The sequence below is a fragment of the Streptomyces olivochromogenes genome (genome assembly GCF_021538895.1).
Taxonomy (GTDB): domain Bacteria; phylum Actinomycetota; class Actinomycetes; order Streptomycetales; family Streptomycetaceae; genus Streptomyces; species Streptomyces olivochromogenes_A.
Map to the genome: position 1 here is coordinate 20,367 of NZ_JADDRL010000035.1, position 12,923 is coordinate 33,289.

At 67.8% G+C, this 12,923-nt stretch carries 18 protein-coding genes, 1 pseudogene and 1 CRISPR repeat array (1 of these 20 only partly in view); of the genes and pseudogenes, 9 read left to right on the forward strand and 10 right to left on the reverse strand.

Annotated elements, in window-relative coordinates; genetic code table 11:
* Nucleotides 1-653: 653 nt before the first annotated feature.
* Together IPZ69_RS46995 and IPZ69_RS47000 are read left to right on the forward strand one after the other, a co-directional pair.
* On the forward strand, nucleotides 654-785 hold the full coding sequence (locus IPZ69_RS46995) for a hypothetical protein (protein WP_268834768.1): 132 nt from the start codon (nucleotides 654-656) through the stop codon (nucleotides 783-785).
* Between the two features lie 142 nt (nucleotides 786-927).
* The gene (locus tag IPZ69_RS47000) at nucleotides 928-1,062 is read left to right on the forward strand and encodes a hypothetical protein (protein ID WP_268834769.1); all 135 of its coding nucleotides are present in this window, start codon (nucleotides 928-930) and stop codon (nucleotides 1,060-1,062) included.
* Between the two features lie 1,331 nt (nucleotides 1,063-2,393).
* Here IPZ69_RS47000 and IPZ69_RS19240 read toward each other — a convergent pair.
* From IPZ69_RS19240 to IPZ69_RS19250, 3 genes and pseudogenes are all read right to left on the reverse strand, one after another.
* On the reverse strand, nucleotides 2,394-2,534 hold the full coding sequence (locus IPZ69_RS19240; protein WP_235455385.1) for a hypothetical protein: 141 nt from the start codon (nucleotides 2,532-2,534) through the stop codon (nucleotides 2,394-2,396).
* Between the two features lie 374 nt (nucleotides 2,535-2,908).
* On the reverse strand, nucleotides 2,909-3,094 hold the full coding sequence (locus IPZ69_RS19245; protein WP_235455386.1) for a hypothetical protein: 186 nt from the start codon (nucleotides 3,092-3,094) through the stop codon (nucleotides 2,909-2,911).
* Between the two features lie 180 nt (nucleotides 3,095-3,274).
* Nucleotides 3,275-3,519 (reverse strand): annotated as a pseudogene (locus IPZ69_RS19250) (NrdR family transcriptional regulator); the annotation flags it as partial.
* A 345-nt stretch (nucleotides 3,520-3,864) separates the two neighbouring features.
* Between IPZ69_RS19250 and IPZ69_RS19255 the strand changes: the two are divergent.
* Entirely contained in the window at nucleotides 3,865-4,056 is a 192-nt protein-coding gene (locus IPZ69_RS19255; protein WP_235455387.1) for a hypothetical protein, read from the forward strand.
* A 40-nt stretch (nucleotides 4,057-4,096) separates the two neighbouring features.
* Here the strand turns inward: IPZ69_RS19255 and IPZ69_RS19260 are convergent, their stop codons facing one another.
* Nucleotides 4,097-4,240, reverse strand: a complete 144-nt coding sequence (locus IPZ69_RS19260) for a recombinase family protein (protein WP_235455388.1) — start codon at nucleotides 4,238-4,240, stop codon at nucleotides 4,097-4,099.
* A 21-nt stretch (nucleotides 4,241-4,261) separates the two neighbouring features.
* Nucleotides 4,262-4,618 carry a hypothetical protein gene (locus IPZ69_RS19265; protein ID WP_235455389.1) on the reverse strand — a complete coding sequence of 119 codons (357 nt, stop codon included), beginning with the start codon at nucleotides 4,616-4,618 and terminating at the stop codon, nucleotides 4,262-4,264.
* A 756-nt stretch (nucleotides 4,619-5,374) separates the two neighbouring features.
* Between IPZ69_RS19265 and IPZ69_RS19270 the strand changes: the two genes are divergently transcribed.
* Nucleotides 5,375-5,518, forward strand: a complete 144-nt coding sequence (locus IPZ69_RS19270) for a hypothetical protein (RefSeq protein WP_235455390.1) — start codon at nucleotides 5,375-5,377, stop codon at nucleotides 5,516-5,518.
* A gap of 32 nt (nucleotides 5,519-5,550) precedes the next feature.
* On the opposite strand, the gene IPZ69_RS19275 is transcribed toward IPZ69_RS19270, so the two are convergent.
* From IPZ69_RS19275 to IPZ69_RS19285, 3 genes are all read right to left on the reverse strand, one after another.
* Entirely contained in the window at nucleotides 5,551-6,282 is a 732-nt protein-coding gene (locus IPZ69_RS19275; RefSeq protein ID WP_235455391.1) for a recombinase family protein, read from the reverse strand.
* Between the two features lie 552 nt (nucleotides 6,283-6,834).
* The gene (locus IPZ69_RS19280; RefSeq protein ID WP_235455392.1) at nucleotides 6,835-7,635 is read right to left on the reverse strand and encodes an RNA polymerase sigma factor; all 801 of its coding nucleotides are present in this window, start codon (nucleotides 7,633-7,635) and stop codon (nucleotides 6,835-6,837) included.
* Nucleotides 7,628-7,819 (reverse strand): hypothetical protein, encoded by a 192-nt coding sequence (locus IPZ69_RS19285; protein WP_235455393.1) that lies wholly within the window; start codon nucleotides 7,817-7,819, stop codon nucleotides 7,628-7,630. Before IPZ69_RS19285 ends, IPZ69_RS19280 begins: the two co-directional genes overlap by 8 nt.
* A gap of 518 nt (nucleotides 7,820-8,337) precedes the next feature.
* Between IPZ69_RS19285 and IPZ69_RS19290 the strand changes: the two genes are divergently transcribed.
* Entirely contained in the window at nucleotides 8,338-9,219 is an 882-nt protein-coding gene (locus IPZ69_RS19290) for a hypothetical protein (RefSeq protein ID WP_235455394.1), read from the forward strand.
* A 211-nt stretch (nucleotides 9,220-9,430) separates the two neighbouring features.
* Complete coding sequence (locus IPZ69_RS19295) at nucleotides 9,431-9,745, forward strand: hypothetical protein (RefSeq protein ID WP_235455395.1); 315 nt, start codon at nucleotides 9,431-9,433, stop codon at nucleotides 9,743-9,745.
* On the opposite strand, the gene IPZ69_RS19300 is transcribed toward IPZ69_RS19295, so the two are convergent.
* Entirely contained in the window at nucleotides 9,732-9,938 is a 207-nt protein-coding gene (locus IPZ69_RS19300; protein WP_235455396.1) for a DUF397 domain-containing protein, read from the reverse strand. The two genes, IPZ69_RS19295 and IPZ69_RS19300, sit on opposite strands and share 14 nt — an antisense overlap.
* Nucleotides 9,939-10,286: 348 nt before the next feature.
* The gene (locus IPZ69_RS19305; RefSeq protein WP_235455397.1) at nucleotides 10,287-10,961 is read right to left on the reverse strand and encodes a hypothetical protein; all 675 of its coding nucleotides are present in this window, start codon (nucleotides 10,959-10,961) and stop codon (nucleotides 10,287-10,289) included.
* Nucleotides 10,962-11,168: 207 nt separating this feature from the next.
* Here IPZ69_RS19305 and IPZ69_RS19310 point away from each other — a divergent pair, with 207 nt between their 5' ends.
* Genes IPZ69_RS19310 through IPZ69_RS19320 form a run of 3 tightly spaced genes read left to right on the forward strand, consistent with a single transcriptional unit; the run spans nucleotide 11,169 to nucleotide 12,797 of the window.
* The gene (locus IPZ69_RS19310; protein ID WP_235455398.1) at nucleotides 11,169-11,429 is read left to right on the forward strand and encodes a hypothetical protein; all 261 of its coding nucleotides are present in this window, start codon (nucleotides 11,169-11,171) and stop codon (nucleotides 11,427-11,429) included.
* Complete coding sequence (locus IPZ69_RS19315) at nucleotides 11,401-11,931, forward strand: DUF6879 family protein (RefSeq protein ID WP_235455399.1); 531 nt, start codon at nucleotides 11,401-11,403, stop codon at nucleotides 11,929-11,931. Before IPZ69_RS19310 ends, IPZ69_RS19315 begins: the two co-directional genes overlap by 29 nt.
* Before the next feature lie 14 nt (nucleotides 11,932-11,945).
* Complete coding sequence (locus IPZ69_RS19320; RefSeq protein ID WP_235455400.1) at nucleotides 11,946-12,797, forward strand: helix-turn-helix domain-containing protein; 852 nt, start codon at nucleotides 11,946-11,948, stop codon at nucleotides 12,795-12,797.
* A 46-nt stretch (nucleotides 12,798-12,843) separates the two neighbouring features.
* Nucleotides 12,844-12,923: direct repeats of the CRISPR family, unit length 29 nt; unit sequence GGGACCATCCCCGCGGGCGCGGGGAGCAG; it runs 3,569 nt beyond the window's last position.

Consider the following 12,923-nt stretch of genomic DNA (forward strand, 5'->3'; position numbering starts at 1 on the left):
GCGGGTCGAGCCGGGCGAGTACCAGGTGTGGCTGACTGCCGATCAGGCCAGCCCGGTGGGCGGGGTGTCGTACGAGCAGGTCCCGACCCATGCCCTGCCCACGACCGATCCGGGCGACGACTCCGGCCGGTGGGGTGGAAGGTCCAGCGCATTCCGCCGAGGAACGGCCGTCCCGGCGCCGTGGTGGTGCACATCTGGGACTGCGCGGACGCCCCTGCCGGCAACGAGGAGTTGGACGTATGCGTCGCGCTCGACGTGCTGCGCTCGACCGCCGACGGGGTCCTCTGCAAGGAGTGCGGGGCGGCGGTGGCCTTGGGCCCGCTGTTGCAGGGGCGGGACCGTGCGGCCTCGTCGCGGACGATCTCAGCTCGCGGAGGCGGGGTAACCCGCGCCACCGAAGTTGAGCGAACTCGACGCTCTTGGGGGGTCTGAGCTGCGGTTTCCTAAAACCCAGGTACTCCCTTTCTAGGGAGGAAATCCGGGGGAGTTCTGCGCATTGCCGGGTCATGCTTTCAGCGGTACGACGGAAGGCGGCCCTAAAGCCCTCCAACAGGTCGGGATGCACCGCCAGTTGGTGTATTGTTTCCAGCATTACACCTCCTCGGCTGCCCGGGTGGCATCCAGCTGGTTCCACCGGCGAGAGGAGGTGAGGTGTGATCACCGGAAAGGGCCCCGAGGGGGGTAGCGATCCGGTGTGGGCGAAGCTGCTTCGTCGGGCCACGGACGTGGCCCGGTTCGTGGGGGCCGTCCTTCAGGCCGTGTACTACGCCCTGAAGGTCTGGTGACCTGCGGCTAAAGAAGTGATGGGCCCTACCCTCGGCCAAGGGTGGGCCCATCGTCGTCCTACACCGCCTGGGCCCCGCGTACTTGCTGACGGCGAGCGGCGGGGCTCAGTCATGTGGACAGTAGTGCAACGACGGTGAGGTCGTGCTGGGCACAGACTACCACCGCAAGTTCAATTTTTCCCCTGCCTGCGTCAATTGTGATTTCGGCATGCTTTCGCCGGTCGCCATTCAATTTGGTCGCCTCGTTTTCATCTTTCGCGAGACTTCACCAATTTGACTTCGCCGGATGCGATTTGAGTTCCCCGGCCCTCGAACCTTTCGGTTCGGGTAATTTCCCGCGGTGCGGTCTTTCCTGTGTTTTGGGTGTGGGCAGGCAGACGAATGGCTGTGTTGGATAACGGGCCTGGGCTTGCGCACCCGTCGGCGGGCCAGCCGTTACCGGCCGACGGGGTGAAGAGGATCAACCACCGGACTGCCGGATCGTTGCCCGACGGGACTGCCGGATCGTTGCCGGACACGACCCTTAGCGTCAGTCCGTCCGCTCCAGCCGGTCACACGGCCCCGCTTGACCGGCAGCGCCGACTCACCGGTGAGTCAAGCGACACGGCTTGACCGACGGCCCGCGCTCAACGCTGGCTCGGCCGGCGCACGGCTGGCTCACGCTGGTCCACGGGGGTATAGATACCCCCCAAGGGCCGTATACAGCTGACTCACGCTGGTCCATGGCCAAGCCACTCGCGTATACGGGCGGCCTACCGGTGTCGACCGGTGGTGTAGACCGGCAGTCGACACCGGTCCACGCCAGTTCCATGCAGGGCTGTCTCACCTGTCTCATGGCCCTGTTTCCCGTGGTCCACTCGGGTATGCCGGCGTCCACTCGCGTATACGACACCGGTTCACCTCGGTCGACGGCCCGTTCGTCCCGTCTCGTGGCTGGCTCATCGTGTCTCACGGCCGTCGCACCCCGGCTCGTGACTGTTGGCCTTGACTCGGATGTGAGTCAAGCGGGGCCGCTTGACCGGCTGCAGCCGACGAGAGCGTCGACCTGTAGCCAGGGGCTGCGATCAACGAGACTGAAGTCCGGCGGTTGCTCCACTTCACCCGTTCGGCGGAACGGTTAAGCCTGGCCCGCCGACGGGGTGCAGGCCAGGCCCGTTATCCGAACACGGCCAGCATCCGTCCATGCAGGTCATGGGCATGTCAACACTCCGCCCACCCGGTAGGTGGATAGATGCGCCTACGCGTTTCCGCTTGGGCGGCTTTTCTCTGCCGATCAAGCAGTGCTCGGAATCGCGCCAGCGTGCAGAGTGGAAGCCTAGCGGCCGCCTTCGGGGGAGTAATGGGGAGGCCGAGCAAATACCGGCTCGCGGTGGAGTATGCCTACCGGGACTGCGTTGGCTGGGCACGTTGTCCGGGCATTGAGTGGAACGGCCGGGCTGGGGCCGCTACCCCCTCTATCACTCGTTCCGCCCGTATCCCATCCTCGAAGTGGCTGGCCATGACGGCGCTGGTGGGGACCCATCCGCCCGGAGTGGCGATGACGTACTGCTGCCGATGTCGGGCTGGGTGGCCCGGAGGCGTCCGGTGGGCCTCCGGGCCTGCCCGGCGTCAGCCAGCGGCGACGTTGAGGTGGCTGGCCAGGGCGACCGCGCCAGCGTGCGCGAAGCCGGTCCACACTGCACCGATGCGCGTGTCCTCGACGGCCCAGCCGCCGCGCAGCTTGATGACGCGGTAGCCAGTGGTGGCCATGGGCTCCTCCTGAAGGGGTTGGTGCGGGTCGTCCTGACAGGCTCTGCCCCGGAGACAGCCCGCACTCCCATCCGCCCCTGGCGGGCCTGCATGCAGCCGTGCACCTTGACGCGAGGCTGCGCCCGCTCCCCCTCTAGCCGGACGTACGACCTTGGGCCCCCCTCCCAGGTTCTTGGCACCCTTGGGCATCAGGTCGCCGGGTCTCGGTCAGGGGACTCTGCGTTGTCCATCAACCGATCCGTTCTGGGACAACGGAGCTCGGACGTCGACGTGCCGGGCCGGAGCCCGCTTCCGGCGTCCGCCAAAGGTGTCCAACAACTCGGTGGTCCCGGACTCGCAGGCCCGGGACCACGTGTCTGCCCGATCGTCTGTCTTTATTCGTTGCTGGTGGTGTCGGCTGACGATGCCAGCTCGCTGCGCCGGCGGGCCATCTGGCGGCGCAGTCTGCGTATGGCCAAGCCCGACAGGCTGATGAGTACGCCGCTCAGCACGTTGATGGCAAAGTCTTGGATCACAGACCCCATGAAGGCGTGGGTGCGCTGAAGGGCCGGACTGCGCACCGCGCTCCTCGCGTGCGGAACTCGACCGAAGGAAAAGGGAACGCTGGCTCAGCCCCGGCCCGAAGCAGAAGCCAGCGGGAACGGCGACCAGGCGCCGTTCATGCTGGCTTCGGTCATTCGGAGGTCAGGAAGACGGCAGGCAGGTGAGCCTGCAGGAGAGCGCCACTTGGAGCGCGCGCGTCGGGCGAGAGCGTCCATCACGAGAACGCTTCCCTGGGCTGCCCTGCGAACGCCAGTGATCACGGCCGTTCTGGAGAAGGGTTCCGTTACGCTGACGCGCCTGATCACCATGAGCACGGCGGTCTCGACGGTGGTGAACCGGCGTCGGCACATAGAGCACTGCCGGCGTCGCCTGATCGAGGTACCGCTGTCTCTTCCCTGGCATCGATTACGACTGTGGGCGCGGAACACGAGGGGCACTGCATGGGCCCCTCCTCGGTCGGCGGAACTTGACCGGACCACTGTAGAACTCAAAAGCGCGCCGTGTTGGAGGAACCGGGCTGGTTCACAGCCGGTTCGTCCGGTTCCGTCAGCCCGCGCATCTCCCCATATGCAGCAAGGGTGTTGTGGCAAACTTGCCGTAGTTCTCGACCGGGATCGCCCGGCAGATGGTTCGCGACCGTCGGAGAGCACGCAACGGAGCTGATCCCGCCCAGCCAAATGGAGCGGGTGCAACCGGCCGACGATTCAAGATCGTTGGATCGGTTGGTTTCCGTTGCGGCAAGCCGCCCCGTCAGTGCGGAGATGACTAGCCCTGGCGGAGTTGCATCGTGGCGGCGATCTTGCCGTTCCTCTCTCGGATCCCCTTCCTTGTTTGGGCCGTCCTTGCGGTCGCTGGGGTCTATCTCGTCCTGATCGCGGTTCTCTCGGTCACCGCGGTGTACTCCGCGAAGCCCGCGCGGCGTCGCGCGGCCGCCGACATGGTGCGGATTCTGTGGTTCACCCACAGCAGGGATGAGTAAGGATGTCGGGTTCGTACGACGGGCCAGACTCCGCCGTGGGTTAAGCCGTCCGCTTCCGCAGGGTGGGCGGCCGGTCTGTGGGATTGGCGAGCAAACGGCGGACGGTCTCCGGGTGCCAGCGTTCCCCGCGCTTGGGCCGGATGCCCTCGGCCTCCAGAACCGCGACGATCTCGCGGAAGGACACGGCGTTCGCGACATCCCTACATCAGGCGCCCCCAGGAGGTGCGTAGGTGATGCCGACGTCTCCGGCGGAGGTAGCGGCGAGGGTCACGACCTTCCATATCGCGGCGGGAACGCCAGCCCGGGGAACGTCCCAGGTGTCGTTGAGGAGATCTACGGTCAATCCCACGGACTTGCCGTCCGGACCCTTGGCCGAGAACTTGACCTTCTCCGCTGTCCACGGCTTGGCGTGGACAGAGGTGAACTCCACCAGGGCGTGGTACGCCGCGAAGTCCTTGCCGTTTCGGGTGAGGGTGAGAGTGCCCGGCCGAAGGTTGATACCGACGTGGACCTGGGTGTCTTCCTGCACGATGACGGGTTCGCCGGTGGCGCTCAGGTCCACGCTGCTCTCCAAGTGGGTGAGGTGGTGTCCAGCTGCTCAGCATGGCAGCTGAACACCCGCCGGGAGAGGGCGTCCATAAACCGAAGGATGTCCTGCACCTGCTCCAGTGATCAGGTCGACGAGGACGCGAGGAAGGCGACCACCATAAGTCCGAGGCTAGCCACCCCCATGAAGGCTCTGCCCCCGGCACCCAACCCCGCCAGCACGGGCGCCCCCTGCCAGACGGCCACAACCCCGGACACCAGACCAACAACCAGCGCTACGCACAGCACAACAACAACCGACAGGACTCCGACAACCATGACGGGCCTCCCCTTCCACACACGGGCAGGGGAGGCCAGTTCTGGTGCCGGGCAGGCAGCCGAAGTCTGACCACCCCTGTTGACGAGACAACAGACGTGATCACGCTGTGCGGCCGAGTCGCACACACGTAGCGGCTGCCTGCTCTCGTCGCCCCGTCACGGATATGTGCGGGCTGCCTCAGAACAGCAGGACATTGGATCACTCAAGGCTCGGCGGATCCGTCACAGCTTCCAACGCCCAAGCGCCTCAAGCCATTCCCGCCGCCCCGCAAGGAATGTGGACCTATTCGGGCAGCATTCGGAGCTGTCCGGGCGATGTGCGGCCTGAGCTGGGGTCTTCTCTTCTCGGAGTACAGATTCTCGCGAGAGTTGTGAGGCTAGCCCGCGTGCGCTGCATGGTGCGGCCTGCGACGCGGATGGGCCGCGTCTCACCATCCGCACCTGGGAGTTCAACGTGAACGGTCTCGACACCCGCACCGCCGTACTGCTGCTGGCGGGCGCCGGCGCCACGTACGTCGCCTTCCTGCACCCGGCTGTCGGAGTCGCGGTCCTGGTGGGCCTGGCCGTGGTCGGCCTCCTCCACGCCCTGATGCGATGACACCTTGGTGTCCGGGTTGGGCCTGGAGCCCTCTACGAGGTGCGCTGGCGCGGGTACAGGATCGGTGGCTTGTCGGTCGGGTTGGCAAGCATCCGGCGGACGGTTTCCGGGTGCCAGCGGTCTCCGCGCTTCGGCCGGATACCTTCGGCCTCTAGCACCGCGGCGATCTCACGGAAGGACAGCTCGTCCTCGTCGCGGAGCTGGCGGGCACGGGCGCGGCCGGCCTGCTCCGCTTCCGCCTCGGCCGGCTCCTTCTGGTGGGCCCGCCATCCGTACGGCGGGGCACCGTAGGCGTATCCGCCCTGTTCGGCCTTCTCGCGCCGTCCGTGACGGAGTCGGGCGGCGATCATCGACCGCTCCAACTGGGCAAAGACGCCCATCATCTGGCGCATGGCGGTGCGCATCGGGTCGTCCGGGTCGTCCGGGTGGACTTCCCCGGAGTCCGCGGTGAACGCGCGTCCGCCGTGCTTCCAGATCTGGGCCAGGATGGCCTCCTGGACGACGAGGGTGCGGGCGAACCTGTCGAGGTTCGGCGCAATGATGCCGTCCGCGGTGCCGTCCTCGATCTCGGTCAGTGCGTCGGCAAGCCCGGGGCGTTCAGCGCTCTCCAGCGTTCCGGAGCGTCCTTCATCGCGGTAGATGGTGCGGCCAAGCCGGTGGCCAACCTCGCGGCACCACCGGCGCACGTGCTTCTCCTGAACGTCGAGTCCGTACCCGTCGAGTTGGCGCCCGGTGCTGACGCGGATGTACCCCACAAGCCTCATGGGCACATGATGACGGGCTGTACTGACAATGGGCCGTGACCTGGAGTGTCACAGAAGGTGGCATAACTGTGACGCCGGAGAGACCCTATCGAGCCTTGAGCGGCTGCCACTGAGGCTGCGTCAGGCAGGGAGGTGGGGCGGTACCTCCCCGGCCCGGCCGCCAGCTCCAAGGGTCCGCCGCAGGGCCGGGAACGGCGCCGGGTGCATACCGAGCACTCCCCGGGCCCGCAGCTCATCCAGGTCGGGGAGGCGGACTCCAGGGAGGGAGTCGAGTAGATCGGCCTGGGCAGCGCGGATCTGTGCGGACGGCTGGGGGCCAGGGCCAAGAGTGCGGCGGTCTGTCACGCGGTCATCGTAGGGCGGCGCTTCAACTGCTCACCCCTGACCGAAGGCCTGGACGGCGTCGGCGTGCAGGGGGACTCGGCATGTGTTGGCCCGGATATGGGGAGCTTATCCGGGATCCATAGCCAAGGGCTGCCCGTGAACACCACGGGATCGCCGAACGGGTCCAGGATCCCCAGCCCGTTCGACAAGCCGATCCACCCCTACAGCTCACTGCGGCGGCCCGTCTCCTCCCGCGCCCAGGTTGTAAAACTCGGACCCACCGCCCGTGTCTGGGCGCGGCCGACGCAACTTCATCCGAGCCTCGCGCCATATGCGCCAAGTGACGATGTAGGCACCGCTGGCTAGCGGTATGGCAGCCACCCACATCAACAACCGCGCAATCGTCCACCACGTCGTTTCTGCCGACCATCCGCCCGCGGCCGGAGTGACGACCAGCCTGCCGGTGCCCAGCCACGCCAGGAAGCAAGCCAGCGCGACAGCCACAGCGCTGATCGTCACTTTCAAAGCGACGATCGCACGTGAACAGTGCGTGGCCACTGTTCCCGGCGTGATCCCCATGAGTCTGGCTGTCTCGGACTGGGTGAGTCCCAGGACTTTGTTCCATAGCACTGCTGTGCGCTGCTGCTGCGGTAGAGCGCTCAGCGCGACATCCAGGTCAAGACGCAGGTCGGTTGCCGCGCAGGGATCGTCCAGGGGGCCGGCGTCCTCCAACTGCAGATCCAGGTTTCTCGATCCGTAGCCCTGGCCGGTGCGGTAGTAGCGCTGCGTCGCCTGCCAGACCTCGTTCTTGATGACGCGGTAGACGTACGGGCGAAGTCGCCCAATCGGATTGTTGCGGGCCAGCACGCTCGCGATGGCGTTCTGGACCAAGTCCTCGGGGTCGGCTGCCGACTGCGGGACCCCCAAGGCCGTGAGCTGCTTCCGGGCAAAGCCGACCATCTGCTTTTTTCGCTCGGCGAACAGAGCCGACACCTCGGCGGTTCGGTCTGGGGTCTCCAGTTCAGTCATGCGGTCCCCGCCTCGCCTCACGTCGCTCGCCCACTGCCCGGCCGCCCGACTCCCGCTCGGCCCGCACAAGTTCGGCCTTGCCCGACGCCCGGATACGGAAGGCGATGCTTCGCAACACGCTGCTCAGCGCCGGGGCGAACACGCCCATCAACAACATGACGACACCCACGCCCGTCAACTGCACGGGAACCCCCTCCAGTCTGCGGCCATGAGCGCCTCACCGTGAAGCAGCGGCCGTACAACCCTTCACAGTCGCCCAGCCGCCGGATTCTTGACACGACACCCAAGATTTTTCGGCGCGGTCTTCTCCGGCGGCACGGTCGGTTTCTTCGGCGCGGTGTTCTCCGGCGGCACGGTCAACTTCGAGGGCGCGGTCGGTGGGCCGCCCACTGGCCTGGTCCCACCGAGCGGGTCGCCGTTGCCGACCGGGCTCAGTCTGCCGCCAACCTGGCACCCGGCTGGCTCCTGATGAGGAGGCTCTGGCATCGGGGCGCGTGGGCCCTAGGGTGATCGCGACATTGGAACGACCCACCACCCGCCATGCCGCCGCCGACCGCGAGTTCGCCGCGCTCCTCAACCCCCGGCCCACCCCGGCGGGCATGTGACCCAGCTCACGTCGCAATGTCCAAGATTCATTGCCGCTGGCCCTGCCTCCCGGGACTGAGAGGGGAACAGCCCGCACCAACAAAGGAGCACCGTGCAGTGACTTCCCCGCCGATCCTCCACCTCCTCCCCGAGCCCGCTCCCTCCCAAGGACGACCGGAGGTCTGGATCAACATCGCCGCCACAGCCGAGGACGGCATCACCCTGGAACGGCGGGACGGCCCCAGGTCCGAAGCACCGGTGGAGCTGACGATTCCGCACGCCCTCCTGGGGCTGGAGCCGAACTGGGAGCCGCCCCCCGCCCCGGAGCGCATCCAGCAACGCGAGCCGTCCCCCGTCCCGGAGCTGATCCGCGCGGTGCAGTTCCGCGGCTGGGTCAGCGGTACATGGAACACCTCATTTGACCAACAGATCACCCCCCGAGCGCGCGCCCAGGCACTTGATCACTTCCTCGCCGCCAAAGTCCTTGTCGTCCCACGAAGCGAGCGCTGGCGGGAAGCCGTGTCCACTGCGCTGCTCGGCGGCTGGTGCGAGCCCCTGTGGCAGACCGGGCGCCTGCCCAACTCCGCGCTCGACGCGCTGAAGGCGGAGGCCCGCATGCTGCACCGACAGCTCGTGCCGTTGTGGAAGCGCGGCACCCGGCACGGGCGGGTGCTGTCCCTGGACGCCGCCCTCGGCGACGGGCTGTCGCTGTACGACCTGGTCGCCGCCGACATCGACCATCTGCGACACGCGGCGGACGGGGTGTTCACGGACGAGCGGCTCAAGGCCGTCCTGCGCGGTCTGACCCCAGACGAGCGGCGGGTGGTGGTCGCGTACGCCGCGGGCGAGGGCACCACCTGGACGGAGGCCGCTACGGTCGCCGGCGCCACCGCCCCCGAGGCCTTCGGTGAGCGCGTGCGCCGCAAGGCCAAGCGGCTGGCCGACGAGCAGCGACGGCGCGCTGCCCAGAGGCGGAGCGGTTCGACGCCGCCGTGCTGACCGCGCCTCCGCTTCCCCACACCGGCCAGCTCTCTCCCCTCGTCGCCGTGAGGTGCCTCACGTAGAGGGGAGTTGCGCGGCTAACCCCTCGCTCCCCCACTCTCGGCACTGTCAGATCCGCTGCCCGCGACGCAAGGGCTGGGACTGCTGCACGCTCCGCCCTGCACGCGCACATGGCGCGTCTGCCCTCCGAGCCCGAAGGACCACCGACATGACCACCCGCCCGTCCGCGCGCCGTCTCCTCGCCCGGACCGCCCCGCCCGTCGGCGCCGGCGGCCTGGCCCTCGTCACCGCGTCCTACGTCGGCGCCCCCGCGTGGGTCCTCGCGGTATCCGCCGCGGCCGGTGCCTTCATCGGTGTCCTTCCGCAGGAATCCGAGCACCGACGTGACGTGTGGCGGGACTGGCTCCGCCACAGGGAGCGCATGGCGCGCCTGCGGATCACCGCCGCGCAGGCCCAGCCCCGAGCCTCGGGGGTTCGAGGGCCGCGGGAGGAGCGAGCCGTACCGCCGACTACTCCTGGGTGAACGTACGCCGCGAGAGGGCGAGGAAGGCGTGCCAGGCCGGTGCGGATATGGCCAAGAGCCTGAGGTCTGGGGCCTTGGAGTCGCGTACGGCGACTCCGTCATGGCTGCGGGCCACCTCGACACACGCGTTGTCGAACTCGCCGCAGCGGTGTGAGCTTGTGTGCCAGCCGGTGAGCGGCAGCCCCCTTGCCACAAGGCCTCCTGATGTCCGGTGCGCCCGGCGGTCGGCCGCGACGTCGTCCCGCTCACGAGTCTAGGAGTAACTTCCTTGCGCGGGCGGCCGGTTGGGGTGAGAGGGTCAGGGCATCCCCCGTGAACCGCGGTGATACCTAGGTCGGCACCGCGGCTACCGCCCCGGTTCCTCGGATGCGGTCGCGGATCTGCTACGTACGTGCCTGGGCCATATCCGGGTTGGCGTCCACCAGTGCTGCGGCAGCTGGCGAACCGCTCGTCGGGGATGAGCATGCGGGCCAGTGTTGGAACCGGGCCGGGGATATGCGCCCAGGTCTGGTTCTTTCGCGGGATGCAGGCCTGGGTGTTGCTACTGGCGGGCGTCGTGGCGCAGGCCGGTGACAGGAGCCAGACAGGCTGCCGCGTGGTCGGCAGCATCCTGGTCGGCCGTCTGGGCGAGCAACTGGCGATGGCCGTCGGCGATCAGGCGGGCGACGCGGAGAGGGGCGCACAACATCGCGGGCGAGTCCATGGGCACGGACCAGTAGGACTCAAGATCGGATCGCTTCTGGTTGGCGTTCGGCCACGGCACGCCCAGGTGGGTGCCCCGGCCGAACACAGCAACGCCTGCCGCTCGCCAGTCCTCGATTGCCTGTTGCCATGTCCTGGGCACGCTGGCCGGAACCAGAGCGTAGTACCGCTGCCGGTGCCGGTCGCAGATCACGGGCCCGCCCTGCAGGGCTTCGCCGAGCATGGCGTCGACGTCCGCCGGCGTCGTGCTCGCGGAGACAGCCTGGACCAGCGGGCCGGGGAGGCGGATGGCGGCGAACAGGGTGCCGAGCGGCAGCAGGGTGATGCCGTGCTCCTGCCACTCCATGCGGGCGCGGTCCCGCCCGTAGTCCGGCAGGGTCGACAGCAGCCAGTGCTGTGTAGCGAGGTAACGCTCTGCGCGGGTGTGAACCAGTACGCCGGGTGCGGCAGCAGGTGTCCCGTCTTCTTGCCCACTGGGGTCGGCCGGCATGTCCGGGAAGGTACGGTTCGCCACGTCGACTCCTCGCAGTCAGCCACGTCCCCTGGAGGCTCCGCAGTCTCACCGGGGTTTCGTCGTACCTCCTGACGGTAGAGGCGTGAACACGGCCACCGCCAGGAATGTGCACCGATGTACAGGCGTCTTGATTGCGGCCTTGAACTGCCGATTTTCCCGCCCGACTGTGATGTGCATCCTTGAACACAGCAATCAGTGGAGGCGACTGTGGATCTACAGTTCATCGGGATCGACCCCAACACCGGGGACGGTGAGAGCCCCACCGTGTGGGTCGACCAGGACGCAAAGGAACTCGTGCTCCAAGGGTGGAAGCCGGGCCCCGGCCTCGAAGCGGCATGCGCCAGGTTCGAACTCCCGGGCCACGCCGCGGGCATCCCCGACCACGAGGCCGTGATTCGTATCCCCGCCCGGATGGTGCCGATGATCAGGGAGGCGTGCGATGCCCTCGAACGTGCCGACGTGGGATGAACTCCTCGGCTCGGCCACCAGCGCAGCCATTCATCTGGAAATGCGGGACGCCTACGCCGTCGACTACGAGAAGGGCCCATTCGCCGACTGGCGGGCCGGCCACCGCCACAACCCGGAGGACCGCGCGTCGTGGTGGCGACCATGGCTCGACCTCATCCAGGACACGGTGGGCCGCGGAGTCGTCGTCCGCCGGGCCCGTATCGTCTCGGAACCGGTCAGCGAGTACACCCGCTTCCTGTACGACAACACCTTCACCAACGTCGCCGCGGGCGAGCAGGTCCGATGGCTGCCCCGCCGCCAGGCCAGCACCATCGCCCTGCCGGGCAACGACTTCTGGCTGATCGACGGCCAACGCATCCGGTGGAACCACTTCACCGGCGAGGGCGCCTCGGCAGGCGGGGAAATCAGCGATGAGATCGCCGCAGCAAAACTGTGCGCCGATTCCTTCGAAGCGGTGTGGGCACGCGCCATCCCGCACGACCAGTACACGATCAACCGGTAAGGCCAGGCCAGCTCATGCCCATGTCCCCCTCCTCCTCGGCCCAGGCCGCCCGCGAAGCCGTCGCGCAGCGCCTGAAGGAACTCCGCGCGGACGCCGGAATCACCGGGCCTGAGCTGGCCTCCCACTGTGGCTGGTCCCACCCGAAGACGTACCGGATCGAGGGCGCCCGCACCCCGCCGTCGCCCGACGACATCCGCCGCTGGTGCGAAGCATGCGGCGCTGCCGGCCAGGCCGACGACATCATCGCCCAGTCCCGCACCGCCGAGTCGATGTACACGGAGTGGAGACGCAAAGCCCGCACCGGGCTGAAGCAGCTGCAGCAAAGCTACGTGCCGCTGTTCAAGGCAACGAAGCTGTTCCGGGTGTACTCCCCCACCATGGTTCCGGGCCTGCTCCAGACCGAGGGCTACGCTCGCGGGCTCATGTCCACCATCACCCAGTTCCGCGGCATCCCCAACGACGTGGCAGACGCGGTGGCCGCCCGTCTCGAACGCTCCCGGATCATCCATGAACCGGGCTACCGGTTCTCCATGGTGATCGAAGAACCAGTGCTCCACTACCAGTTGGGGGACCAGGACGCGATGGCCGCCCAGCTCGGCTATCTACTCACGGCCGGGGCCCTGCCGCAGGTGTCGCTGGGCATCATCCCCAGCGCGACGACTGCGCGTCCGATGTGGCCACAAGAACTGTTCCACATGTACGACGAGACTCTCGTCTCCGTCGAGTTGCTGGCTGCCCGCGTCCAGATCACCCAGCCGTCCGAGATCGCCCTGTACATAAAGGCGTTCGACAAGCTACGCGATCTGGCCGTCTACGGGGCAGAGGCACGCGCCCTGATCGTGCGCGCTCTAGACGCCATCCGCTGAATCCGAGCACACGAAGGCGGCCGAGTCTTCCAGGACGGGGATGCGGGGGACCATCCCCGCGGGCGCGGGGAGCAGATGGCGGGGTCCCACGCCATCCGGTACACGCCGGGACCACCCCCGCGGGCG

What these genes read in the sequence shown, in the direction of transcription:
- IPZ69_RS19320 (WP_235455400.1), top strand. Translation starts at nt 11,946, where the DNA reads ATGCCCATGTCCCCCTCCTCCTCGGCCCAGGCCGCCCGCGAAGCCGTC.
- IPZ69_RS19240 (WP_235455385.1), bottom strand. Translation starts at nt 2,534, where the DNA reads ATGGCCACCACTGGCTACCGCGTCATCAAGCTGCGCGGCGGCTGGGCC.
- IPZ69_RS19295 (WP_235455395.1), top strand. Translation starts at nt 9,431, where the DNA reads ATGACCACCCGCCCGTCCGCGCGCCGTCTCCTCGCCCGGACCGCCCCG.
- IPZ69_RS19315 (WP_235455399.1), top strand. Translation starts at nt 11,401, where the DNA reads ATGCCCTCGAACGTGCCGACGTGGGATGAACTCCTCGGCTCGGCCACC.
- IPZ69_RS19280 (WP_235455392.1), bottom strand. Translation starts at nt 7,635, where the DNA reads ATGACTGAACTGGAGACCCCAGACCGAACCGCCGAGGTGTCGGCTCTG.
- IPZ69_RS19275 (WP_235455391.1), bottom strand. Translation starts at nt 6,282, where the DNA reads ATGAGGCTTGTGGGGTACATCCGCGTCAGCACCGGGCGCCAACTCGAC.